This window comes from Peptidiphaga sp. (genome assembly GCF_057238965.1).
Genome location: NZ_DBHHEV010000015.1, coordinates 1 through 24,327, shown reverse-complemented (window position 1 = coordinate 24,327; position 24,327 = coordinate 1). Strand labels below are relative to the sequence as shown.

Genomic DNA, 24,327 nt, shown 5'->3' with positions numbered 1-24,327 from the left:
TCGGATCGCGAAAGCCCCGGGCTCCAACTATTGCCGCTGCGAGCGGCCTTCGCGCCGACTGGCGCTCTCAGGTCCGGTGTCCTTCATGGAGAGGGCCGCTTCTATGCGGCCCTCTCTTAATTGGATCTTTCTGCGATTGACGACGGAGGCATCTGGGACGGTGCAGCATCCGATTGACGGGGCGTCTCCCGCGTCGCGACGCGCGGGGCACAGATCCTGCACATAGAATTTTTCCGACTTGCCAAGCATAAGACTCTCAAACACCCCAGCCCTTCCCACCGCATTGTCCGGCCGCATTAGTCACCAGTCCCCAATGTGTCTTATTCTGAACATTGGACCGCGTCCATACGAATGCGGCACAGGCGAATTCAGGAGATCCCAGTGTCCCCAAAGTTCAAGAAGACCGACACGCTGTTTCAGCTGCTCGCAACTCAAGCTTCTTTCCTTGTGACGGCCGCCGACAGGCTCTCGGACGTCATCAACGCGTCTCCGGCGGACCGGTCGACGCTGCAGCAGAAACTGCATGAAGCCGAGCAAGGCGCCGACGAAGCGTGCCACTCGGTCTTGAAGCTCATCAACCAATCGTTCGTCCTCCCTTTTGACAGGGAGGATTTGTATTCGCTTGCAGACGATCTGGACGACGTCGTCGACCTCATTGACGAAGCAGGAGACAACATCGTCCTCTACAAGCCGCTGACGCTTCCCGACGGCGCGAAAACGCAGGTTGAGCTGCTCCAGAAATGCGCGCAGCTGACCCAGAGCCACATCGGCAATCTCGCCTCGATCAACGAGAACATCCGCGAATACTGGGTGACTCTCAACGAAATCGAGAACCAGGGCGACAAGCTCTACCGGTCGATGATCGCCGAGCTTTTCAACGGCGGGACCGACGCCCTCGAAGTGCTCAAGATCAAGGCCGTTCTCGACGCCCTCGAGGGCGCCTTGGACGCCTTCGAAGACCTCTCATCGACGGTGGAGTCGATCGCCATAAAGGAGTCCTGACGCATGGAGGGCACCCTCGCTTTAGTTTCAGTCATCGTTGTGGTCGCCCTGATCTTTGACTTCACCAACGGCTTCCACGACGCCGCCAACGCGATAGCCACCGCCGTCGCCACGCGCGCCCTGACTCCCAGGCGGGCGCTCGAAATGGCCGCGGTCATGAACTTCGTCGGAGCGCTTCTGGGCCAGGAAGTGGCGAAGACGATCGGGCTCGTCTTGGTGCTGGGCTCCCTCATAGGCGCCATCGCATGGAACCTCGTCACGTGGTGGTTCGGCCTGCCGTCGTCGTCCTCCCACGCGCTCATCGGCTCCCTTGCCGGGGCGGGCTTGGCCGTGTCTTTCGCGGTTCACTGGAGCGTCATCTTCGACAAGGTCATCATCCCGATGATCGTCTCCCCCCTCGTCGGCTTCACAATCGCCTACGTGCTGATGAAGCTGTTGCTGATGGCGATGGCCAAGGCCGCCTACCGGAAGACCATGCGCGGATTCCGCTACGCCCAGCGCTTTTCCTCCGCGGCCATCGCGTTGGGCCACGGCCTCCAGGACGCGCAGAAGACGATGGGCGTCATCGTCATCGCGCTGACCGCGGGAGGCTACCACACGTCCACCAACGCGGACATTCCCCTGTGGGTCATTCTTTCAGCGGCGGCCGCGATTTCCCTTGGCACATACTCAGGGGGAATGCGCATCATGAAGACTCTGGGGTCGAAGATCATCGACCTCGACCCTGCGCGAGGGTTCGTCGCCGAGTCGGTTTCCGCCAGCGTTCTCTACACCACCGCGTTTCTCTGGCATGCGCCCATCTCGACGACGCACACCGTCACCGCCTCGATCATGGGCGTGGGCGCAACCAAGCGGCGCTCGGCCGTCCGCTGGGGCATAGCCGGCAACATCGTCACCGCCTGGGTGCTGACCTTCCCCGCTGCGGGCTTGGTCGGTTTCGTGGCGACGTGGCTGATCCATGCCGTGGCAGTCTAGCTCTGGCCGTAACCAGCGCTGCCTCAACCCGACTGTTGCCCGCCCTGGTCGGCCCCGATTTGCTGCAGCGGACTCTCCGCTGCTCTGGCGTGCCGCAGCCGGCTCCGGTTCGACGCTGCTCGCACTGACTCGCAATAGCTGGCTTTGGCCGCTCTCGCTAACTCTGACTTACTGCTGTTGACCAGGGCGGGCCGCCATCTCTTCGTCGGCTCCAGCTCCTCACTGTTGACTCCCGCTCAACACCGCTCTGACGTTGGCCGACCACTGCTGGCGCTGCGGCCATTGTCGGGGGGCTTTACCCTGTTTTGGACAGGTCCGCCGCCGAGCAAGCCCTTGGCATTAGGCTGGTGTTTGCACGGTCGGCTTGCAGGCTCGCCCGTGGATTTGGAACGCCTGTCCATTTCTGGAGTTGAGGAGATTGAATATGGTCGTCCTCAGAAGACGCTTTTCCCGTCTCATTGTCTGCTTGATCGGCGTCGTCGCTTTCCTTTTGGCCGGGTGCAAGATCGACGGAACGGTCGAATTCCAGGCCGACGGGAGAACGAAGATCGACCTGACCTTCGAAGACTCCGACGACACTTTGACCAATGCCGATAGTACATGTGAGGGTCTTAAAGTATCTTTCGAGACAAAAGTTAGAGTCATCAAAAATCCCAAGGTTGAGAACGTTACGGAACCTGGAGGCCACCTTAAATGCAGGGTAACGTCAAACGAACCCTTTGATGGAAAAATACGTTTTACGGAGAATAAAGACACTTACTCTTTTGTTGTTCCAGACATGCACGATAGCGATGATTACAGTGACTTTCAGACGCGGATTGTGGTGACGATGCCAGGGAAGGTCATCAAAGCCAGCAAGGGCAAGATCAGCAGCAATAAGGTCATCGTCAACAGCTTCGAATTGTTTGGTCGGGGCATTTCTATTACGGCGCGAAAAGGCCAAGGCACTTCTGCTGACAAGTCTGCTGGTTCTTCGGGTGGGAGGTCTGGTGTGTCGTCGCCGGTCTCTGGCGGGTTTCCCGCGTGGGGATGGGTCGGCGTCGGCACCGGGGCCACGGCTGGTGTTGCGGTTGTCGCTTTCATAGCCGGACGCAAAAGACGCGCAGCAGCCGGGGCTTCCGGGCGGGCCGCTGTCCCGCACCAATAAGATACACGACCGCGCAGACCGCATAAGGAGACCTGCTGGGCTCTGTTTCTGTTGCTCGGCCGCGATTGCGATCCCCCTTTTTTCTCTGGATTCGAGAATGCCGCGTTCCGTCAAGGACTTTACATCTCGTCGCGGACACCGGCCTGGCAACCGAATCCCCCGACAGGCAGAGGTCTCGCCCCTGTGTTGTGGACACCGGTCTCCGACCCAGAGCCGCGTGGCGCAACAACGCGTCTTTCCCCGTGTTGTGGACACGGGGCGGCATTAGGCTGCTTAATTTCGCAGTAGTTCTTTTCTCGTGGATTGTCAGGGGTGGAGGTCGCAGAATGAGCAGTGTGGACAGTGTGGCGGGCGATCCAGACAACGCGTGTCGCGGCGGGCCGGTGCGGGAGTGTCCCGTGCGGCTTTGCCGGGGCGAGGTTTCGCCGTGTCAGGGCGGCGCGGAATCGGCTCGGCCAGAGAATTGTCGGCAGAGGGCGAAGGGGTTCCCATGGATTGAAACGGCCCCCGAGATTCTTGCATAAAACGCCACACCTGGCGGAATGCGTAGACTGATCGGCACTTCGCCCTCATTTTTGGACGGTTCCTTCACCAAGCAGTTCTAGGCGTTAGGCTGGTGTTTGCACGGTCGGCTAGCAGGCTCGCCCGTGGATCTGGAACGCCTGTCCTTTCTGGAGTTGAGGAGATTCAATATGGTAGTCCTCAGAAGACGCTTTTCCCGTCTCATTGTCTGCTTGGCTAGCATCGTCGCCTTGCTTTTGGCTGGGTGCAAAATCGACGGAACAGTCGAGTTCCAAGCCGACGGAAGCACGAAGATCGACCTGACCTTCGAAGACTCCGACGGCAAAATGACCAAAATCCATCAAACGTGCAAAAACTTTCGCGTCATGTTCCTAGGACAAGTTAAGTTTATAAGAAACCCAAAGATAGAAGATGTCACGCCTCCAGGGGGATACACGACTTGCAGGGTGACTTCAAACGAACCCTTTGACGGAGCGATACGTTTCACTGAAAATAAAGACACGTATTCTCTTGTTGTTCCAGATTTGCACGAGGACCCTAGTTCTTTCAGTAACTTTCAGACGCGGATTGTAGTGACGATGCCGGGGAAAGTCATCAAAGCCAGCGACGGCGAGATCAGCGGCAATAAGGTCATCGTCGACAGTTTCGATTTTATGAGCCGAGGCATTTCTATTACGGCGCGAAAAGGCCAAGGCACTTCTGTTGATAAGTCTGCCGGTTCCTCGGGTGGGAGGTCTGGCGTGTCGTCATCTTCGGTCTCTGGCGGGTTTCCGGTGTGGGGGTGGGTCGGCGTCGGCGCCGGCGCCACGGTCGTTGTCGCGGTTGTCGCTTTCATAGCTGGACGCAAAAGACGCGCAGCAGCCGGGGCGGGGCCTGCGGTCCAGCAGGGGCTTCCCCCGCGGGGCCAGGGGCCGTGGCCGCACTGACAACGGCACGGCCCGACCAACGCGGAACGGGTGGGTGTGGGAGCCGGTTGGCTCCCACACCCACCCGTTTGTTGTGTGTTTGTGTTTTATCGGGGTCGGGCGTCGTTGTTTTCTTCGCGGCGTCCGGCTTCGAGGAAGGTTACCGTCTTGTCTTCCTCGTAGGGCGAGACCGACGGGGTTGCTCCGCTGTCCCGGCGGCGGATGTTCTTGTTCTTGGCGGGTCTACCGGTCAGGTTTGACAGGGCCCGCGAGGAGGATCCGGTGCGGGCCTCGGCCTGGCGGGAGCTTGAACGCGGGGCATTGCCAGCCTCGGTCTGGCGCGTGCCGGACCGGGACAACCTGCCGGGAGGGGTTTGCCCCCTGGCGGGGGCGGCGGTTCGTGTTGCGCCGCCGCGGCCTGTTTGCCCGGTTGGCGTGCGTTGGACCGATGAGACGCTGCGGGCGGTCAGTCCCCCACGCGAAGAAGAGCCCACACCTCGCGAGGCGCCTGCCCCGCGAGACGAGTCGGCTCTTTGGGAGGAGCCAGTGCCGTTGGCGGTTGGGGTGCGTCCACCGGTCAGCACACGGGCCCCTGAGCCCCGGGCCGGGGTTCTTCCGCCGGGCTGCCCGGCCGAGGCTGTCGAGGCTGTCGGGGTGCGCACGGCGGTAGTCGCTCCACGCACGATCCCGGCGGAACGGCCAGAGGATGTCGAGGCGGGGCGGGCGATCCCGGTGGCACCGCCCCGCACCGCACCGGCCGGGCGGCCCGAAGCCGTTGGGGTGCGCACAGCCGTGGTCGCGCCGCGAACGATCCCCCGTGAGGGCGGGGAGGCCGAAGGGGCGGCTCCTGCGGCCCGGACGACAGAGGCACGCGCGGCGGGCATCTGCACAGCGCGGGCCGCGCGTGCGGCTTGGTAGGCCTTGTAGCCGGCCACTCCCGTCCCTCCCGCAATCGCCGCGGCCGAGGCCAGCGGGTTGTGCACCGCAGGCGAATGCCCGACCACGCCGGTGGGCGAACCCGACGAGCCCGACGACGCGATCGCACCGGAAGACGACGGCGCGTAGTGCGAGGCCTGCAACGAGGCGCCCCCGCCAACCGGATCGCCCGCAGAGCCACTGCCGCCTGAGGCTCCGCCTCCCAGGGAGTCGTGGGGCCCGGCATGGCGTCCGGGGCCGCCGAGGGAAGTGTCCACCGACGCACCCCAGGCAGCGGCCGACCGAGTCGGCGACCCTGCGTTTGGCCCTGCCGCAAGGTCACGGCCGGCCTGCCCGTCGGCCGAAGAACGGCCGACATGGTCGGCAGAGGCCTGGTCGTGGAGCGGAAGCCCGTCGATGGCCGCCAGGGTCCGCTCGTTGAGCTTGGACAACGACGTCTTCGCCAACGAATCAATCTCAGCATGCGCCGTCTGACGCTGAGCCTCAATCTCAGCCGCCGTCACACCAGAACCCGGGATACCTGGCACAGACAAACCGCCGCCATTAGCCTGTCGGATTATCTCTGCGCGTTGGAAACCTTCGTTGACTTGTTTGAGTCTGGCTTGGATTTCGACGCTTTCGTTTCTGGCGTCGATTCCTGCGTTGAGGACGTCGGTGGAGGATTTGACGATCTGTTTGAGCGCATCGGCTTGGGTGAGCATCCGCCTGGCCAGCCGGTCAAGACTGGCGCAGGCCGCCCGCGCGGTGGCGCATTCGAGTCCGAGGTCAGCGGCGACCTCGCGGTTGCCCGTGGCGATCTGGGTCAAGGACTGGCTGACGGACGCCAAATGCCGGTGGGAATCCTCCAGGGCGCTCGTGCGCCAGGACTCCATCTTGTACAGCCGGTCGGCGTGCGGCGTGCCCATCACTTGCCTCCCCACTGCGAAAAGACGTCGACAAGGTTGCGGGCTTGCGCATAGGCCTCAACGAACTCCTGCATCTCCTGGGGGCGTCGGTAGGTGAACTTGCCGTCCAATGCCGCCAGACGCTCCAGGTACTTGGCCCGCTCGGCCTCGTTCACGCCCTCGAAGGAGGCGACCGCCTCCCGCAGCTGGCCGATGCAGTGCTTTTGCCCACGCGAGACCGCCTGCAGCTCGCGCTCGGAGGCAAAGAGCGTCGTGTGCAGCGGAGCGTAGAACTGGTCAAGCTCGCCGATGCCGGCGCTGTTCTGCCCACCGGGGGCCGGGGCTGAGGCCATTGCTCCTGTGGCCGCCTGAGCCCCCAAAGCAAACTCGTTCTGGGCCTTGTCGAATGCTTCGCCGTCCTTTTCCAGACGGCCGAGCCGCTGATCGAACTTGTCCCGATCAAGACGGAATTGAGACACGCATACCACCCTTCCCATCCAAAGAAAGTTGTCTGTCGAAAAACACTTCGCCCGCACGCTCGCGCGGACGACGCCGACGGCCCGCAAGCCCCGACCTCGGACCAATATGGCCGTGCATGCACACCCAACCTGTCGCCGCCGCAAGGACCTACAGCACCGTCAAGACCTAACGTTAGCACCCCCGCCCGCCTTGCGCACCCCTTTTTCCACAACCCGCCTTTGCACACATATGACATAATGACATTTCGGGCGCGTAACCCCATAGAGAACGCCGCCCTGGCCGACCTAAAATTCGCACCCTCGCAACCAACCAAACATGACCACGCCCACCATGCCAAACACGCCCAAAACAAAAACACACACATTCAGCAGTGACATGACTCTTGAAGTTCGCATAAAGCATGCGTCAAACGTCGATCGTCAAGAATCCGAATGAAACTATCTTTTCTGAGATTTTTTGATTTTATCAACAATGAATCGGGATCATCTCCCACGCCCTACGGGAGCCGCCGCAGGCAACCATACCGCGCCTAGGAAACATGCGCCCGCCCGACAATGTCGGCACCCCACCGGCCGACTCCAGCGGGACCGCAGCATTGCAGCCGATTTGCAAGCCCAGGTTCGCCGCTCCCCGCACGCCCAGTGCGGCACACCATTGCGGCCAGCATTTCGATGCACACCCGAGCAGCACAATCTTCATACCCAGGCAGCGCAACCTTTCGGACAGACCGTCGCTTCGAACAGACGGCCGTTTCGGCCGGACCGCCTTGATGAACAGCCCAACGCGTCCGGCGGCGCGCCGTTCGAACAATCCGCCGCTTCGCGCAGCCTTCCGCGGCAGGCCTCCCGGACAGATCCCCGTTTTCTGGCAGCTCGCCGTTTCGGCCGGCGCGCCGCGCACCGCCTCGGCAGACACGATCCGCCAGACGGCTACTCCAAGCGCCCCTCGCGCACCAGACCGGCGGCGGCCTCGAACTCCCGGGCCGTGGAGGCGAAGGCGTCGCGCCGCCTCGTCACCTCCGTGGCAAGAGGATCGGAATCCTCCTCGATCCAGACGGACTCAACGCCGCCGAGCGTTGCGGCGAGGCGGGCCGAACGGTCAAGCAACTCGGCAAAATCGCCCTCATAGGAGCCCGCGAGAACAAGATCCCATTCTTGACGCAAAGCGCCCGGCTTGGGCAGTTCCGCCTCGGCGCCCTCTGCAGCCGCCTTCGCAGCCTCGTAGCGCCGGGCCGCGTCGTCCTTGTCCCGGCGAATCCACTCGCGCAGAAGGTAACCGCGCCAGAGTATTCCCGGCAAGCTGTTTTCGGGCGAGCGGACCCAGGTTTCGGCGACCACGTCGACGCCTTCCTCGTCCACCAAGTCGAGGATGCGGGCGACGAGGGCCCGGTCTCTCTCGCGGAAATGCGTTCCCATAGGCATGAGCGCCTGCGCCGAGGTGTGCGCAAGCTCGGAGTTGTAGGCAACGTCGGCGTCGCCCTCGATCGCTTCTATCTGAGCGTCTTCCAATTGAGCAGGACGTCGCGGCTGTTTGTTCATCGATTTCCTCCTTCAAGGTGACACCTCTATTGTGACGTAAATTGCACCCCGAAGGGAACTCCCTTCGCCGTTCGGCCGCCCGACATGTGCCTTCCCAACCACAACGGCATGCGGCGGCCTCTTCCGCATCGGGTCGCGGCGTGGTAAGTTCATCGGGTACATTCCATCGAACACGGGGATTCAACATGACTTTCCTCCACATGCACCGCACGTACGCGACGAACCATTCCGCGCACGCCATGTGCTGTTCGATGCGTCCGCGAATGTGTTGATTTAGGCCGTTTGGATCCGGCTCGTCGGATCCGGCTCGCCGCGTCGATTCCCACCTCGGCCTGCTGCATGCATCGCCCCAACCTCTATTCGCGTTCGATGCAGCGACGCCGGAAGGCTCTCGGAGAGACCATCGGACCCATTTGTTGAGATCTGGCACCACTCGTTCATATCCAACATCAATCATTGAGATTCGGTACCGCTCGTCTCGATCTGGCTCCTGTAGTCGAATCCGAGACGCCTAATTGGGTTTGAGGCCCTCGTTGAGATTTGTGACTTCTCGCTGATCTCAAAGGCCTCTCATTGGAATCCGAGATCCTTCAACGAGAGCCGGAGCCTCTCATCGAGATCCCGAGCCGCTCGCTGAGAGCCAAAGCAGCCCGCCGAGATTTGAAACCGCTCGCATGCATCTTGGCGCTTTCGCGCTTCCTTGATGTTCTCGCGCGTTCGCGGTGAGCCTCATAGGCCGCTCCCCTGGCTCCTCGCGAGTGACTCCGAAATTATCGAGCCGCTCCGGGACCTTCGAGCCACCCCTAGATTCTCGGGCCGCTCCGGGATTCTCGGGCAGACTCGGAGTTTTCGAGCCGCCCCGGGACTCTCAGGCCGATCCACGACTTTCGGGCCGCTCCGAAGCTCGTCCGGCCCTATGTGCGTCGGGTTTCGCCGCCCCTTCTCGCGCCTGCATCCGCAGGCGTTTCAACCACAGCAATTTCAATCGCAACAAGAAGGAACACCATGTTATTGACCGGTTTTGCCCTCGGCGTCGTCCTGGGCTTCGTCTTCCAGCGCGGCCGTTTCTGCGTCACGGGCGCCTTCCGCGACGTGTGGCTGAGCAAATCCACCCGGTGGCTCACCGCGTTCCTCGTCGCCATCGCCGTCCAGGCGGTGCTCGTCCAGCTCATGACGTCCTTCGGGTGGATCGCTCCGGAGCCTGACCAGCTCGCGATCTGGGCGGTCGCAAGCGGCTCGTTCGTCTTCGGGCTCGGCATCGTGCTCGCGGGCGGCTGCGCGACGGGAACGTACTACCGAAGCGGCGAAGGCCTCATCGGCTCATGGATTGCCCTAGGTTTGTACGCCTTCACGTCGGCGGCCATGAAGCGCGGGGTCGGGAAAGGAGTCGCCGACACCCTCAAAGGCACCACGCAAGAGGCCACCACGATCCACGAGACTTTCCACGTTTCCCCATGGGTCCCCACGGCTGCGCTCGCTCTGTTCGTCGGCTGGCTCGTCATTCGCCAGACTCAGAACGCGCAGGCGCCGATCGCCGCGCTGCCTCCGCAAAAGACGGGGATCGCCCACGTGCTCTTCGAAAAGAGATGGAATCCCAATGCAACCGCGCTCATAGTGGGCGTTCTCGCAGCGGCCGCCTACCCGCTTTCCGCGGCGACGGGGCGCAATGCCGGGCTCGGAATCACGACGCCGTCGGCAAACGCCGTTTCTTTCCTTACAACCGGCGATTCGTCCTTCGCTGACTGGGGCGTGTGGTTCGTCCTCGGCATCATTCCCGGCTCATTCATCGCGGCAAAGGGCTCGGGTGAATTCCGGCTGAGGGCGCCCGACGCGCGAACCGCCGTCAGAGCCGTGTGGGGCGGAATCCTCATGGGGATCGGCGCCTCGATCGCCGGCGGCTGCACGATCGGCAACTCGCTCGTTCAGTCAGCGCTGTTTTCATGGCAAGGCTGGCTTGCGTTTCTCTTCACATTCCTCGGCGTCGGCGCGGGCGCCAAGGCATTCGTGCAGTCCCATCGGAGGGCCGACGCCGTCGCGAGGGAAGCCGCGCCGGTCCCCGCTCGCTAGGCAGCGCCGCCCTAAGTGCGCGCGTCTAAAGGGCAGCGCATGACCACGATCGACGCGACATCGCCGTCGGCGCTGCGCCCCATCGAAAATACCCGTCATATCCGACACTCCGTCATCAGCGAAAGGAAAAGGATGAACTTCATCAAGATCAAGATCAAGAGCAAGCGCCCTGCGGCCGTCCTCGCAACGGCCGGTCAAAGCGGCGAAAACCACAGCGGGGAAAGGCCCGAGGGAGGAGATTCGAAGAAGTACGTTCTCGACACGATCGGGCAGGTGTGCCCGTTCCCGCTCGTGGAGGCCAAGCGCGCCATCGGAGGTCTCCACTCGGGCGACGAACTCCAGATCGACTTCGACTGCACCCAAGCGACAGATTCGATCCCCGCGTGGGCGTCCGCTGCGGGGCACGCGGTAACCGACTTCCGGCAGATCGACAAAGCCATTTGGACGATCACGCTACGCAAGGCTTGACCGCCGGCGCGTCCACGGATTGGATGTCAGCCGTAGACGCGACGGGCGCGAAAAGCGACCGGCGACGGAAGCGAACCCGCGAGTTCGCTTCCGTCGCCCCAAACATGTGCGGCATCGGGCCCCACGCGAGCGCGGCGTCCGCGGTTCAGCCGCTTCGGCGTCCGCGGCTTGACGTGTTCGACGTCGGCGGTTTGACGGGTTCGACGTCGGCCGCCTCAGGCTGTAGACTACTCGCGGGCCTGTAGCTCAATGGTAGAGCCGCGGACTTTTAATCCGTTTGTTGTGGGTTCGAGTCCCACCGGGCCTACTCGCGGGGCGGGGCCGATCGGCCCCGCCCTTTTCATTCGCGGGCTTGCGTCTGCCGGTCTTCGCCCCTCGCTTTTCGTGCCCTCGCTTTTCGAATCCCCGTTTTCCGCTCCCCGCTTTTCAAACCCCGCTTTTCGCCCCCTCGTCTCCCCTCGCTTTTCGAACCGCCTTTGGATCCCTCGCCCCAGTCCGACCGCCGGACGAGGATTCCTTCGCCATGGTTTGTTAAGTAGAATTGCCAGCATGTTCACGTACCAGTCCCTGGTTTTCAAAGTTCACGGGGCGTCCCATGATTTGCTCAACGCGCGCGCAACGGTGGAAAACACGCTCAGATCGATAGCCAAGCAGGCTGGTCTTCACGTCGTCGACTCGGTCACCCATCTGTTCTCCCCTCAAGGCATAAGCGCCGTGCTGCTCCTGTCCGAATCCCACGTTGCCATGCACACATGGCCGGAGGAAGGCGGAGGCTACATCACCCTCACCACATGCAAACCTGTGGACGAGCAGAATGCAGAACAAATGGAAGAATCGATTCGGACGGCGTTTCACGCAACGAAAGTCACTAGGAAAACGGTGAATGTCTGATGTCGAAGAAAAAGGTACGGCTGGGCCTCAATGAGAAACTGAAGGGTTCGCAGGGCACATACACGGTCAGAGGAAACCTGAGTCTCAGAACGTGGGATCGCGAGGACAATCGCTATTACGACTGGGAAGAGTGGGAACTGATTTCCTTCAACAAGGGAGACGTCTGGCTCGAATGCGACCATTTCAATCGCGAGATCTCCCTCTATGAGCCGATCCGCATGCCCGAGGAGCTTCCAAGTCCCGAGACGCTCACCGTCGGCGAACGGATCCGCATCACGCTCCCCGGAGGTTCCAGCGTCCGGGCGAAGGTCGAAGAGGCTGCGGTCGGCGAAGTCACGGCCACGGAGGGGACGACGCGCTACGACGTCCACGCGGGCGACAAAATCGCTTACGCAGTGCTCAGATACCACGACGACAACGGCGTCATGGGGCAGCTGAACATCGAGACGTACAACGGCGCCGAGCTTGCCTGCTACACGAAAACAATCCTGAGCGAGGAGAGCCAAATTCTCCTTTTCGGCAAGAGGCTCCTGCCGCGCTCGGGCAAATACTCCGGCATGCTCGGCGTCGTCGCTATGATTCTCGCGGTCATAGCCGTCGTTGTCATCGTCAGCTTCATCGCATCGAAGGCGACCGAGGACGAAACCGACGACACTTATAGCCCCGGGACCGACACCGAAAACACCTACGACCCAGACGGCGGCTACTATCCCTATCACCGCCCTGTCTACAGGCCCAGGTACGGCAACGACGGCGGCGGATACCGCCCCGTCTACAGGCCCAGGTACAGCAACAACGACGGCGGCGGATACCGCCCACGCAGCGTCTACGGCGGGGGCGGAGGCGGCATAGGGAAATAATCGCCGGCCTCTTTTCCACACCCGGGCATTTACATCCGTCTGCAGCCTCTTTTACACCCGCAGCCTATTGCACACGAAAGGAAATCCATGTTCTCATCCACGATCCTCGCGGACACCGTGCTTCACGACGTCGACACCTTCGGATTCGGCTGGGCCTCGATACTGAGCACGATCCTCTACGCCGTTCTCGGCTTCGCGCTGCTCATCCTCTTCGCGGTCGTCACCAACTTTCTGTTCAAACTCGACATTCGCAAAGAGCTCGTCAAAGACGACAACGTGGGAATGGGAGTGGCGATCGCGGGGCTGGCCATAGCCACTGCGATCATCATCGCGGGGACGATCAGCAGCTGATGCCCGACTCGAAGGCGTCCCGCGCGGAGAACACCACCCTTTTCGCGGCCGCGCTGCTCGTCGCCGTCGGCGGTTTGGTTTACGAGCTGATCCTCGGGACGACGGCGTCGTACCTCATCGGCGACTCGATCACCAGCTTCAGCCTCGCGACGGGCGTCACCCTTTTTGGGATGGGCATCGGCTCGCTGCTGGTCAAATACATCCGCTGGCGGCCTTCCACGAGCTTCGCGGTCAACGAGATCGCCCTGGGGTTCATCGGCGGAAACTCGGTCCTCATCCTTCACCTGGCTTTCACGTTCACCAAGCTGCACTGGGCCGCCTTTTCCGCCATAAGCCTGGTGATCGGCGTCCTCATCGGCCTGGAAATCCCCCTGCTGGTGAAGATGTTCGCAGCCTTCGGGCGAAAGTCGTCGGTTGAGCTGCTGAGCAAGGTGCTGGCCATCGACTACTTCGGGGCCCTCGTGGCTTCGCTCGTCTTCCCCCTGCTTTTGCTTCCCCAACTGGGGCTCATGCGCAGCGCCTACCTTGTGGCCACACTCAACATCGCAGTGGCAGTCGCCATCCTCTTCAGACTGAAAAGCTCAAAGAGGCTTCTCGCCTCGAGCATCGCCGTCGCGGTCGCGCTTCTGGGGATGTTCGCCGGCGCAAGCTACTTCGAGAAGGCGATCGACGCCGAGGCCTACCGGGACCCCGTCCTCGTTTACGAGCAGTCTCCCTACCAGAAGATCGTCGTCACGAAGTACGGCGAGGATCTGCGTCTCTACCTCAATCGCCAGCTGCAGTTTTCCAGCCTCGACGAGGTCCGCTACCACGAGACCTTGGCAGCGAGCGCCTTGACGTCCGTCAAGGACCCGCGCAACGTCCTCGTGCTCGGCGGGGGCGACGGGCTGTTGGCTCGCGAGCTTCTCAAGTACCCCAGCGTCAGACGGGTGACCGTGGTCGACATCGACGCGAAGGTCACGGACCTCGCGAGAAACAACCGTCTGCTCAAGGAGGTCAACAAAGGGGCGCTGAGCGATCCGCGCGTCAAGGTGGTCAACGCCGACGCCTTTCGCTTCGTCGACGACGCGAAAGGCACGTACGACGCCGCTCTCATCGATCTCGCCGACCCCCCGAACGCGCGGATGGCCAAACTTTACTCGAAACAGTTTTACCGAAACGTCTCCGAAAGGCTGAGTCCAAAGGGGGTCATGGTCACCCAGGCGACGTCGTCTTTCTTCAGCCCGCACGCATTCCACATCGTGGCGAACACGGTCCGCGCGGGCCAATCCGGATACGCCGTCTTCCCCTTCTCGCACAACATCCCCTCCTTCGGCGAGTGGGGATTCGTCCTTTCGACGAGGAATCCGAGCGCGCTCCTCAAGCAGCCGCTGGCTCCGGGCACCTCCTATCAGAACAAGGAGCTGCTTGCCTTCATGATCCGCACGCAGCCGCCGAAAGTGCCGAAAACCGAGGTTTCGACCCTGCTTGAACCACGGATCATCGACGCCTACGAGTCCGACATGCGGCAGTGGCGTTATTACTGACCCTCGGGTTGGGAGGCTCCCCGAAGGCCGGTTCGGCTAGACTTTTTCGAAAGCGGCGACGACGGCGCTTCTCGAACCAGGCCGCGACCTAGGTCGCAGCTGCGCGGCGGATATCGGGTCTGGAGGTTCGCCCAACGCAAGCGACTCGGCAGGCCGTCGCGCACTAGAGCGTCGTCGCGTCTAAGCGCACCCAAGCGCTGCAGCGTCTAAACGACAGGAGAAACATGGACATCGCGGTCATCGGCTCGAACAACGTCGATCTCATCACTTATATCAACCGAATGCCCCGCGAGGGCGAGACCCTCGAAGCGCCGAAATTCCAGATGGGCTGCGGAGGGAAGGGGGCAAACCAGGCGATTGCGGCCGCGCGGCTCGGTTCGAGCGTGCTCATGCTCACCAGAGTCGGCAACGACGTATTCGCGGAAAACACCGTCGCGAACTTCGCCGCAAACGGCGTGGACACCGCACACGTGCTGAGAACCGAAGCGTCCTCCGGCGTCGCGCCGATCTTTGTGGACCCTGAAGGGCGCAACTCGATCCTCATCGTCAAGGGCGCCAACGGCCTCCTTTCGCCGGAGGACGTCGCCGACGCCGCCGAGGATCTCGCGAAAACCAAGCTCATCGTGCTCCAGCTCGAAATCCCCCTCGAAACGGTCTATGCGGCGATCGAATTCGGCAACGAGCGAGGGATACCGGTTCTTCTCAACCCCGCCCCCGCGCATCCCGAGCTGGACCTGGACCGCATCAAGGGGTGCGACTATTTCGTGCCGAACGAGTCGGAGCTGGCGCTGCTGACTGGCATGCCGGTGGAAAACCCCGAACAGGCGGAGGAGGCGGCGCGCAGCCTGCTCGACGCCGGAATCCGCAACATCGTGGTCACGTTGGGTTCGCGCGGAGCCCTGTGGATCAACGAATCGCAGACGAAACGAATTCCCGCCGCACCCGTCGCCGCCGTCGACACCACGGGCGCCGGCGACGCTTTCATCGGCTGCTTCAGCCACTGCCTCGTCTCCGGCGACGATTTGACCGGCGGCGATTTGACCGGCGGCGATTCGGCAAGCTCCGACCGCGACATGGCGGCCCCCGGCGACGTCGAATCGGCGCTGACCGCCGCATGCCGTTACGCAGCCGACTCCGTGACGAGGCTGGGAACCCAAACCTCGTATGCCACCCGCGAAGAGTTCATGGCAAAAACTGACTGAGCGAAACTCGCGTCAAGGGGCGATCACGTTAACGAGGCCGCACGCCAAAACTAGGCGCACGGTACACGAGGGCGCGCGCCGAACCGAAGTGCACGGTACACGAGGGCGCGCGCCAAACCGAAACACGCGGTGCACGGACATTGAAAGGCCGGGGGCGACGTGCCCCCGGCCTTGCGGATCCTCCGGCGAGAAACCGGAGCCTCGCCGAACGAAGGAGCGCAAACAGTGCGATTGTGCGCCCAGGTCTCTGCGTTCTAGCGGACTTTGCGCCGTCACTGCCGTTCGTCGCCGATCGCGGCGCGTCGGCCAGTCCGCCCCGCGGCAGCTCAGCGGTTGTCGGCGGCCGACCTCAACATCCAGGCCTGCTTCTCCAGTCCCGTGGCGATGCCGATGAGCATATCGTTGCTCAGGTGGTCGACGTCGTCGACAGGGTCCAAGGTGGCCTTGATTCGGTCGGAAACCGTCATGAGCAGCTCCTCGAACTGCGAGTAAACCTCGTCCACGCTGAGAAAGCTCGCGTCGAACTGCTTGAGGCCCGAGGAGGCCGCGACGGTCGCGGCGCGGGCGTCGGGAACTCCGCCGAGGGCGGCAAGGCGTTCGGCGACGTCGTCGGAAGCCACACGGACTTCGTCGACGATCTCGTCAAGCTGCAAGTGCAGCGCGCGGAAACGTGTGCCCTTGATGTTCCAGTGCGCCTGCTTGCCCAGCAGGCTGAGATCGGTTAAATCGACAAGGGCCTGTTGAAGCGCCTTCTCGACGACGGGAGAAAGCTGCTGGTTAGTCATGTTCGCTCCTTTTTCCGCGAGCGCAGGATTCGCGCCCGCTTCTTAAACTTGAATGATTCTAGTTTATTCTTGTTTGGCGGTTGAGTCCACCACGACATCAGGCTATCGCGTCACACCGACGCCGTTTGGAGGCTGCGGCGTTCCCTCAACGCGCGAACGTGGGCCCCGACCGATCGCGGGGCCCACACGCATCAGGCCGCATTCCTGCACCTCGGCAGCGCTCGCCTGCCGCGTTGCCCCGCCGCATTTCAGCAACGTTCGCCCGCCGGAGGAGGACCCGCTTACAGATCCGCGATCTCCGCCGAGACGAACCAGGCAGCCTGGTACGGCGCGAAATCAATGCGCGGGAGCCGCAGATCCCAGGAGTACCCGCCCAGGAGCTCTTGGGCGTCGAAGCCCAGCCGCCGGGCGAGGACGTCGTGGCGCAGCGCCACAGTCTCGCCGGTGAAGTTGTAGACCTGAACCATCGTCCCCAAGGGGTGGTCCCTTTCGAGGACCAAGAGACGATGCTCCGGGCTCTCCACCGGGATCGAGGGAACCGAGGCGTGCAGCTGAGTGGTGGCTGCACGCACGGTTAAGATGTGGCGCAGCGCGGCGTTGACGCGCCCCGCCGGGCTCTCGACGTCGGTTTCCACTCGCTTGGCGAGATCCCAATCCATGAACGGCCGGTGCGCCCACCTGTTGTCTTCGGCGTGGGCCGGGTCATCAAGGTAGGACATGTCGTTGAACAGGCCCAGTTCGTCGCCCATATACAGCAGAGGGACGCCGCCGTATCCGCACACCACGGCGTACATCAGCGCGATCCGCTTGACTGCCAGGTCGATCGCCTCGGCGTCGTTCTCCTCGACGGCCTTCTCCAGCCCGGCCAGGCTCGCGCACGAACCGGAGATCCGGCGGTCGCCCGTCGCAGGGTTTTCCTGGAACACCAGCCCCCGGGAGAAGGATCCCGGATATCGCCCGGAATAGAAGTCCGAGAGGTAGGCGCGGTGGCCGAATCCCGTCACGCCGACCATCTCGGCGTCGTGGTCGGAGATCGCCCACCCGATGTCGTCGTGGCACCTGACGTAGGTGGCCCACGTCGCCGTCGTCGGCTTGTTCGGCATCTCGGAGAGGGCCACCTGGGCCATCTCCGCCCCGCCCGTGGCAATCGAGTTCCACAGCTGGACCATGAGCTCGTTGTGATAAGCCATGTCCGAGACCAAACCGTGGTGCTGACGCACGCCGAGGTAGGGCATGAGGTCCTCGGGCGCGACGATGGCCTCGGCCTTGAACGCCACAGCCGGGGCGGCCACGCGCAGGCACCCTCGAAGCACCTGCGTCACATCGTGGACTTCCGGCTGATTCTGACAGTTGGTTCCGAGCCTCTTCCAGATGAACGCGATCGCGTCCAGGCGGAAGACGTCCACTCCCTTGTTCGCCAGCCAGCAGATGAGCTCGACGAACTCGTAGAGCACCTCGGGATTGGCCCAGTTGAGGTCCCACTGGTACTCGTTGAAGGTGGTCCACACCCACGCGTTTGCCGCGTCGTTCCAGGTGAAATTGCCGGGAGCGAAGTCCGGGAAGATCTCCGGGAGCGTCTTCTCGAACTCGTCGGGCATCTTCCGGTCGGGGTACAGGAGGAAGTAGTCCCGATACTTCGGGTCCCCCTCCCTGGCCTTCTCCGCCCATTCGTGTTCCTTGGCGACGTGGTTGAGAACGAGGTCCATCTCCAGGGAGATCCCGTTCTCCCTCAGGGTGGCCGCGATGGCTTCCAGGTCGTCCATCGTCCCCAGGTCGGGTCTGATCTGGCGGTAGTCCTGGACCGCATACCCGCCGTCGTTCGCCCCTTCCCGCGGTTTGAGGAACGGCATGACGTGGAGATAAGTCACCCCGAGCCCTTTGAGGTAGTCGACGTGCTCCGCAACGCCTCGAAGGCTCCCCGCGAATCGGTCCGCGTAGGCGACGTAGCCGATCATCTCGGGCTGTTGCAGCCAATCTGGGCGCAGGATGCGCTCCTCGTCCAGCTCCCGGAGCTCGGCCGGGCGCTCCGCCATCGCGTCCTTTATGACCTTGGCCAGCCTGGCCTCGACCTCCGTCTCCCGCCCCGGATACACCTTGGCCAAAGCGGTGCGGATCTGCGGCGCGTAGCGCTTCCATCGCAGATTGAAGTCGCGCTCCGTTTCCGCGTCGAGGGGCATGTCAGTCCTCCCCGGCCGCTTCCGCGGCGGGTTTCCCGGCTGCCTCTGCCGGAGCCTCCTCAGCTCCTTCTTCAGGCGGGCGGACGATGAGCACGTCCCTGTGAGCCCGCCGGACGACGTCGGAGGCCACGTTGCCCAGCAGCCGCCCGACGATCGACGTGTCGCGGATGGCGCCGAGGACAAGCGCGTCGACTCGGTACTGCTTGGCCGCCTCGAGGAGGGCCTCGGCCGGTTCGCCGTCGACTAGGAGCGCAGCGGCGACGCGGACTCCGGCCCCTTCGGCGACGTCGACGGCCTGCTCCAGGGCGTCGGTCGCCGCGGCCACGCCGGGCACCTGGCCCATGGTCGCGTACTTCGTGGCCGCTATCTCTGGGGACGACGCCGCATCGCGGTCGCTGATGGCCGTGTAGGCGCAGACGATCACGACGTCGGCGTCATTGGAGGCCGCGATGGAGACGGCCCGCCGAACAGTCGGCCCGGCGAGCGCACTGCCGTCGGTGCCCACGAGGATTCGGCTGTACTTCGGCATGTTTTCGGTCATTTCGCTCACTTGCCTTCCTTGAATTCTCCGGCCACCTTCGGCGGGGCGGAAACGTCGTCCATGTCTCGGATGGTCGGGGGCTCGTTGATCCACGTCATGGCGATCGCGGCCAAGCCCATGAGAACGCCGGTGAAGGTGATCGCGTTCGTCGGATCCTTGCCCAGGAGGTTCTCGTAGATCCATCCGAAAGTCACGGTCTCCAGCAGCTGCGGCAGCACGATCATCATGTTGAGGATGCCCATGTACACGCCGTACCTGTTCGATGGGACCATGCGGACCGCCATGATGTACGGCACGCCCAAGAGCGACGCCCACGAGATGCCGAAGCCGATCATCGGCAAGAAGACGAGGAACTTGTTGGTGACGTGCGGAAGGACGAGAAGCGATACGAGGGCGCATATGAGGCTCGCCGTGTGGACCCACTTGGCGCCGTGCCTCTTCGCAAGAGACACGAGGCCGAAAGCCACCATGAAGGTGACGACGTTGTACGAGCCGTTCACAAGGCCGGTCCACGTAGTCGCGTCCCTGTACGCCTGGGACTGTGCATTGGTTGTATTGAACACCGACTTGGCGATGGACAGAGAGATGAACTGCCAATAAACGAACATTGCGTACCACTGGAACAGGTACACGAGCCCCAGCTTGCGCAGTTCCTTCGGCATCTCGACAATCGCGTTGCCGATCTCTTTGAGCGCACCGAAACGCTCGCGGTCCTTCTTCGAGCGGAGCTCCGCGAGTTCCTCCGGCGACGGCGGAATCTCGTCAGTGGACAAAACAGAGACGAGGACGGTGGCGATGGAACACACCGACCCCAGCATGAAGGCCCCGAAAACGTAGTAAGGCAAGCCCGAGCCGGCCACCCCCTCCCATATATGCTCGAAAAGGAACATCGAGGCATTGGCGAGGGTGATTCCCAGGCCCGCGAAGAAGGACTGGGCGAGGAAGCCCTTGGCCGTCTGGCTGGGCGGGAGCCGATCGGCGATGAAGGCGCGGTACGGCTCCATCGCGGTGTTGTTCGAGGCGTCGAGCAGCCACAAAAGGAGGACGGCCATCCACAGGGCCGAGACAAATGGGAAGAGGAAGAGGCACACGGAGCAGCCGATGGCGCCGACGATGAAGTACGGCTTTCGCCTCCCCCATCTCTCGCTCCATGTTCTGTCCGACATGGCACCGATGATCGGCTGAATGAGAAGGCCCGTGATGGGGCCGGCCATATTGAGGATCGGCAGTTCCGACTCGTCGGCGCCCAGCATCTTGTAGATCGGGTTGATCGCGGTCTGCTGCATTCCGAACGAGTATTGGATGCCGAAAAAGCCGAGATTCATGAGGAGAATCTGCCTCATGCTCATCATCGGCTTATGCCGAATGACCGTAGTATTTTTCTGCGTCATGGAATTCCGTTCTATGAAGCGGCGCCGGCGCCGTCGATGTATGCCTGAAGCCTGTCGAGAATGGACTCCCAAACCTTCGCGTAGTCGACCGCGGCCTGGGACTCATAGGGGCCCTGGACGACCCGCAGGAGGGTCTTGCCCTGTCCTTGCCTCGAAAACTCGACTCGCAGCTCAACGGGCCTGGAGGGATCGATCCCCTCGATTCCGGTGATCCTCTGCTGGCTCACAAGGACATCCGGGTAGAAGACCTCGGTGTATATGCCGTCGACAACCCACGTCCTTGCGGGGTCGTCGTCACGGACTTTCGTATGACGGAGGCGACCACCGAGCCGCGGATCAAGCTCGACCGACTCGGGCACAACGTGCCACCCGTCGGGCGCGAACCATTGCGCGAGCGCCTTCGGCTCGGTGAAAGCCCTGAACAAAACGTTGCGCGGCTCCTCGAAGATCCGCTCAACCTCAAGGACTGTATCGGGTTCCATATCGATTCCTCTGTTGCAATCGGACGGACATCGTCATAGGTGTCCACAATGAACGCCTTCCGCACGGTCGCGGGATCGACTCCTCAGCGAGAGTAATGGATCTAACAATCGTGCAGCGGCGCTAGCCTATCAACGGCCATCCGACCGCTTCCCCACCCGTCTCACATACAGGACAGCGCCCCTTCCCCCAGATTGCGCGGAATTCGGCCAGATTCCAGGAAAATCGACCGGGAAAAGGCCGTGTGCGTTGTCTCACAGCTTGCGATTTTCGGGGACTTTTGTCCCCGCGTTTTGCCGGGCCGAGCTTCGCATTTCGCCGGAACGGGGGTCTGTTGCGGGGACGGCGCCGAAGACCCGAGAGCCGGTCAATCTATGCCGGAAACCCGAGGGCCGGTCAATCGACGTCGACGGCGAGCATGCGATGATCTGAAACGGCCAGGCGCCGCGTCGTCGCTTCTCCCGCCGCCCGGAAGCCGACCCCGAGGATGTGGTCGATCTGGGAGCTGGGCTCGTCGTCGGGATAGGTCAGCGCCTGCGCGAGGACTTCGTACTCGGTCTGTTTCTGAATGTCTTCGAGGTGCGTGTTGAGGTCGCCGAGGACGATTCGGGGAGCGTCGGGGATGCCGCGGCGTCGGGCGACCCTCGCCATGAAGTCTTCGAGAAAACGCAGCTGCTTGCGATTGTCCGGCTGCTTCGTGGTCAAGTGCGTGGCGCCGACGACGACGGGCTTCGGGGTCAGGAGCACGGCGACTATCGCCATCCTTTGCTCCTCGAGGCGAAAGCGCCAGCCAAAGCGGCGGTCGGACGCCCTGCGCACCGGATTCCTCCACGAAGGCAGCCTGAGGGCCCTGATGTAATCGACGGGGTACGCGGTGGCGAAAGCGATGCCGTATCCGCGCCGGGAGCGCCGAAACATCCTGGCCATGAAGTTGCTCGGCGCCCGCCGGCACGCCGCGAAGCGTCGATGCTCCATTCCCGCGCCCTCGGCGAACGCCGAGAGGATAGATCGGCCGCGATCCTCCCTGACTTCTTGCAGCGCCAGCACATCGGGTTTGAGCTGCGCGATTTCCGCAGCGGCCTCGCGGACCGCCTCGTCGTTCACGGCGTCCTCGCCCAGCACGGCGCCGACCCAGGATTGGTTGGCCCGCCCGCTCTGGACGTTGAAGCTCACAAGGCGCATAGGGATCACTCCGAAGGCTCGAAGGAGAGGCTGACCGAGTTCATGCAGTAGCGCTGCCCCGTCGGGGTCTGGGGCGCGTCTGGGAACACGTGGCCGAGATGCGAGTCGCAGGAGGCACAGCGAACCTCGGTCCTGGGATAGCCCAGCTTGTAGTCGACGTCGGTGACCACGGAATCCATCGACGAAGGATCGTAAAAGCTCGGCCAGCCGCAGCCCGAATCGAACTTCGTCTCGGAGCGGAAGAGCTCGGCCCCGCACCCGCGGCAGCAGTAAACGCCTTCGCGCCCTTCGCCCAGAAGCTCGCCGCTGAAGGGAGCTTCCGTTCCGGCCTCGCGCAGCACGTGATACTCGGCGGGAGCGAGAACTGCGCGCCACTCCTCATCCGTTTGCGGCACAAGAGGTTTCGTCATACCACTATGCTCGCTTTCGTCGTGCGACGTGTCCATCGCTCTCACTCTGAGCGGAATGGGCAAGTTTTGGGGCCGATCAAGGCCGTGCGCCCACGGCCACGGGCGCACGTTGCGGCCAAGTTGTTTTCGTCCTTCGTTCCAGCATCGCCCCAGCGGCCGCGGGCGCACGCTGCGGCGCTCATGCGTGAAGGGAAAGGCTCCGCGAGGCAGCCGCCTACGCTTTGGAGCCGGCCTCTTTCTTGGCGCCCGCGCGAATCTCCGTGGCGGGGCCTTCGCCGCGTTCGGGAGCGTCTTCGGCGTCGACGCCGCCGTCCCCGGAGCCCTGCGTCCCCTCCTTCTTGCGGGCAGCCTCCTCCCGCTCGCGCATGGCGTCTTCGCCGGGCCCGGCGAAGTCCTTGCCGCGCTTCTCCGCCCCTGCGGATCCGGTGAAGATCGAGGCTTCGTATCCGGTTTCCGTCAGCGGCGAGGGCGCCGTCTGGGGGGTCGGTTCGCGGTCGGCGAGAGGAACGCGCACCACCGGCGGGGACGCGGGGAACACCCTGGTGCCCGTCGGGCCACGGTCGCCGTGGCGCCGTTTGCCGTGCGGACCGGACGGGCCGCCCTGGGGGCTGGCCGAACGGAACGTCGGGCGGCTCTGGTCTTTGCCGTCGGAGACTCTGACGACGTCGGGCCTGCCGGAGTTCGGAGCGTCGGGCCTGCCCGCGGGAAGAAGGGCGTCCGCCGCTGGGATTTCCTCGAGCAGCGGATCTGGCGGGTTGACGAAACTGCGCCCGTGGGGTACCGCGTCCGGAGCATTCGCCTGTATCCAGCGAACAAGCCGCTCGCGCACGAAGAACTTGAGATCGATGAGGTTCGAAGGCGTCGCGGCGGAAACAAGCGCCGAGACTTGAATCGACGTGCTCTCGGCGGCGCGAACCTGGATGATCCCGGTGTTGCCGTCCCACAACGTGGTTTCCTTGAGGATCCTGTCGAGTTCGGCGCGCAGAGCTGGAATCGGAACGCTCCAATCAAGCAGCAGGTCGACGTATCCGAGCATTTCGGGCGCCCGCCGCGTCCAGTTCTCAAAGGTCTTGGTGGTCAGTGCCTTGGACGGCACAATGAGCCTGCGCCCGTCCCACACTTTCAGGACGACGTAGCTGAGCGTGATGTCCTCGACTTTCGCGTACTGGTCGTTGTTCCATATGACGATGTCGCCCATGCGGATCGAGTCGGAAAAGGCCAGCTGCAGACCCGCGAACAAGTTACCCAAGGTTGACTGCGCCGCAAGGCCGGCGACCACGGAGATGACTCCGGCCGAGGCGAAGACCGAGGCGCCGAACGCCCTTGCGAGCGGGAAGGTCATGAGGATCGCGGCGGCGCCCAAAATCCAGATCGAGATTCCGACCACCCTGTTGAGTATGCGGACCTGCGTCTGCACCTTCCAGTAACGCGACTGCCCGCTCTCCCTCACGCGGTTGAGGATGAGGTCCTGCACGCCCGTTGCAATCGACGAGACGAGCCACGTCAAAGCCGCGATCGTTGCGATGAGGAACCCGTGCTCGACCCACATGTTCCAGCCGACGTCCCCGCCGCTCGTGGCCATCGGCAGCGCGACGGAGAATCCGATC

At 63.0% G+C, this 24,327-nt stretch carries 22 protein-coding genes and 1 tRNA gene; 12 read left to right on the top strand and 11 right to left on the bottom strand.

Going from position 1 to position 24,327, the window contains the following annotated elements:
* Positions 1-381 precede the first annotated feature (381 nt).
* From ACO48X_RS03410 to ACO48X_RS03395, 4 genes are all read left to right on the top strand, one after another.
* Positions 382-1,002, top strand: coding sequence for a DUF47 domain-containing protein (locus ACO48X_RS03410; RefSeq protein ID WP_485000552.1), 621 nt, complete (start codon positions 382-384; stop codon positions 1,000-1,002).
* Between the two features lie 3 nt (positions 1,003-1,005).
* Positions 1,006-1,977: an anion permease gene (locus ACO48X_RS03405; protein WP_485000550.1), complete on the top strand. Its 972-nt coding sequence runs from the start codon at positions 1,006-1,008 to the stop codon at positions 1,975-1,977.
* A gap of 466 nt (positions 1,978-2,443) precedes the next feature.
* Positions 2,444-3,124, top strand: a complete 681-nt coding sequence (locus tag ACO48X_RS03400) for a hypothetical protein (protein WP_485000548.1) — start codon at positions 2,444-2,446, stop codon at positions 3,122-3,124.
* 734 nt (positions 3,125-3,858) lie between these two features.
* The gene (locus ACO48X_RS03395) at positions 3,859-4,572 is read left to right on the top strand and encodes a YgdI/YgdR family lipoprotein (protein WP_485000546.1); all 714 of its coding nucleotides are present in this window, start codon (positions 3,859-3,861) and stop codon (positions 4,570-4,572) included.
* Positions 4,573-4,658: 86 nt separating this feature from the next.
* Here ACO48X_RS03395 and ACO48X_RS03390 read toward each other — a convergent pair whose 3' ends face one another.
* The 3 genes from ACO48X_RS03390 to ACO48X_RS03380 all read right to left on the bottom strand — a co-directional run bounded on the left by ACO48X_RS03390 (position 4,659) and on the right by ACO48X_RS03380 (position 8,389).
* Entirely contained in the window at positions 4,659-6,392 is a 1,734-nt protein-coding gene (locus ACO48X_RS03390; RefSeq protein ID WP_485000544.1) for a TrbL/VirB6 family protein, read from the bottom strand.
* Entirely contained in the window at positions 6,392-6,850 is a 459-nt protein-coding gene (locus ACO48X_RS03385; protein WP_485000542.1) for a hypothetical protein, read from the bottom strand. The genes ACO48X_RS03390 and ACO48X_RS03385 overlap by 1 nt, the downstream gene beginning before the upstream one ends.
* 930 nt (positions 6,851-7,780) lie before the next feature.
* On the bottom strand, positions 7,781-8,389 hold the full coding sequence (locus ACO48X_RS03380; RefSeq protein WP_485000540.1) for a hypothetical protein: 609 nt from the start codon (positions 8,387-8,389) through the stop codon (positions 7,781-7,783).
* A 1,005-nt stretch (positions 8,390-9,394) separates the two neighbouring features.
* Between ACO48X_RS03380 and ACO48X_RS03375 the strand changes: the two genes are divergently transcribed.
* From ACO48X_RS03375 to rbsK, 8 genes are all read left to right on the top strand, one after another.
* Entirely contained in the window at positions 9,395-10,456 is a 1,062-nt protein-coding gene (locus ACO48X_RS03375) for a YeeE/YedE family protein (RefSeq protein WP_485000538.1), read from the top strand.
* 132 nt (positions 10,457-10,588) lie between these two features.
* Positions 10,589-10,924: a sulfurtransferase TusA family protein gene (locus ACO48X_RS03370; protein ID WP_485000536.1), complete on the top strand. Its 336-nt coding sequence runs from the start codon at positions 10,589-10,591 to the stop codon at positions 10,922-10,924.
* 235 nt (positions 10,925-11,159) lie between these two features.
* Positions 11,160-11,231: transfer RNA gene (locus tag ACO48X_RS03365), tRNA-Lys, on the top strand.
* 242 nt (positions 11,232-11,473) lie between these two features.
* Positions 11,474-11,815, top strand: a complete 342-nt coding sequence (locus ACO48X_RS03360) for an S-adenosylmethionine decarboxylase family protein (protein WP_485000534.1) — start codon at positions 11,474-11,476, stop codon at positions 11,813-11,815.
* On the top strand, positions 11,815-12,675 hold the full coding sequence (locus tag ACO48X_RS03355; protein WP_485000533.1) for a hypothetical protein: 861 nt from the start codon (positions 11,815-11,817) through the stop codon (positions 12,673-12,675). The genes ACO48X_RS03360 and ACO48X_RS03355 overlap by 1 nt, the downstream gene beginning before the upstream one ends.
* An 87-nt stretch (positions 12,676-12,762) precedes the next feature.
* Complete coding sequence (locus ACO48X_RS03350) at positions 12,763-13,026, top strand: DUF350 domain-containing protein (RefSeq protein WP_485000531.1); 264 nt, start codon at positions 12,763-12,765, stop codon at positions 13,024-13,026.
* On the top strand, positions 13,026-14,552 hold the full coding sequence (locus ACO48X_RS03345) for a polyamine aminopropyltransferase (protein WP_485000529.1): 1,527 nt from the start codon (positions 13,026-13,028) through the stop codon (positions 14,550-14,552). Before ACO48X_RS03350 ends, ACO48X_RS03345 begins: the two co-directional genes overlap by 1 nt.
* A gap of 224 nt (positions 14,553-14,776) precedes the next feature.
* On the top strand, positions 14,777-15,754 hold the full coding sequence (gene rbsK / locus ACO48X_RS03340; protein ID WP_485000527.1) for a ribokinase: 978 nt from the start codon (positions 14,777-14,779) through the stop codon (positions 15,752-15,754).
* A gap of 326 nt (positions 15,755-16,080) precedes the next feature.
* On the opposite strand, the gene ACO48X_RS03335 is transcribed toward rbsK, so the two are convergent.
* From ACO48X_RS03335 to ACO48X_RS03300, 8 genes are all read right to left on the bottom strand, one after another.
* A complete protein-coding gene (locus tag ACO48X_RS03335; protein WP_485000525.1) occupies positions 16,081-16,539 on the bottom strand; it encodes a Dps family protein in 459 nt (152 codons plus the stop codon).
* 281 nt (positions 16,540-16,820) lie between these two features.
* On the bottom strand, positions 16,821-18,716 hold the full coding sequence (locus ACO48X_RS03330) for an alpha-amylase family protein (RefSeq protein ID WP_485000523.1): 1,896 nt from the start codon (positions 18,714-18,716) through the stop codon (positions 16,821-16,823).
* A gap of 1 nt (position 18,717) precedes the next feature.
* Positions 18,718-19,257 carry a universal stress protein gene (locus ACO48X_RS03325; RefSeq protein WP_485000566.1) on the bottom strand — a complete coding sequence of 180 codons (540 nt, stop codon included), beginning with the start codon at positions 19,255-19,257 and terminating at the stop codon, positions 18,718-18,720.
* Between the two features lie 5 nt (positions 19,258-19,262).
* On the bottom strand, positions 19,263-20,648 hold the full coding sequence (locus ACO48X_RS03320; protein WP_485000521.1) for an MFS transporter: 1,386 nt from the start codon (positions 20,646-20,648) through the stop codon (positions 19,263-19,265).
* A gap of 11 nt (positions 20,649-20,659) precedes the next feature.
* Positions 20,660-21,130: an SRPBCC family protein gene (locus ACO48X_RS03315; protein ID WP_485000519.1), complete on the bottom strand. Its 471-nt coding sequence runs from the start codon at positions 21,128-21,130 to the stop codon at positions 20,660-20,662.
* Positions 21,131-21,524: 394 nt separating this feature from the next.
* Positions 21,525-22,301, bottom strand: a complete 777-nt coding sequence (locus ACO48X_RS03310) for an endonuclease/exonuclease/phosphatase family protein (protein WP_485000517.1) — start codon at positions 22,299-22,301, stop codon at positions 21,525-21,527.
* 14 nt (positions 22,302-22,315) lie between these two features.
* Entirely contained in the window at positions 22,316-22,720 is a 405-nt protein-coding gene (msrB, locus tag ACO48X_RS03305) for a peptide-methionine (R)-S-oxide reductase MsrB (RefSeq protein WP_485000515.1), read from the bottom strand.
* 214 nt (positions 22,721-22,934) lie between these two features.
* Positions 22,935-24,327, bottom strand: a 1,393-nt coding sequence (locus ACO48X_RS03300; protein WP_485000513.1) for a mechanosensitive ion channel domain-containing protein, incomplete at its 5' end; no start/stop codon positions are given.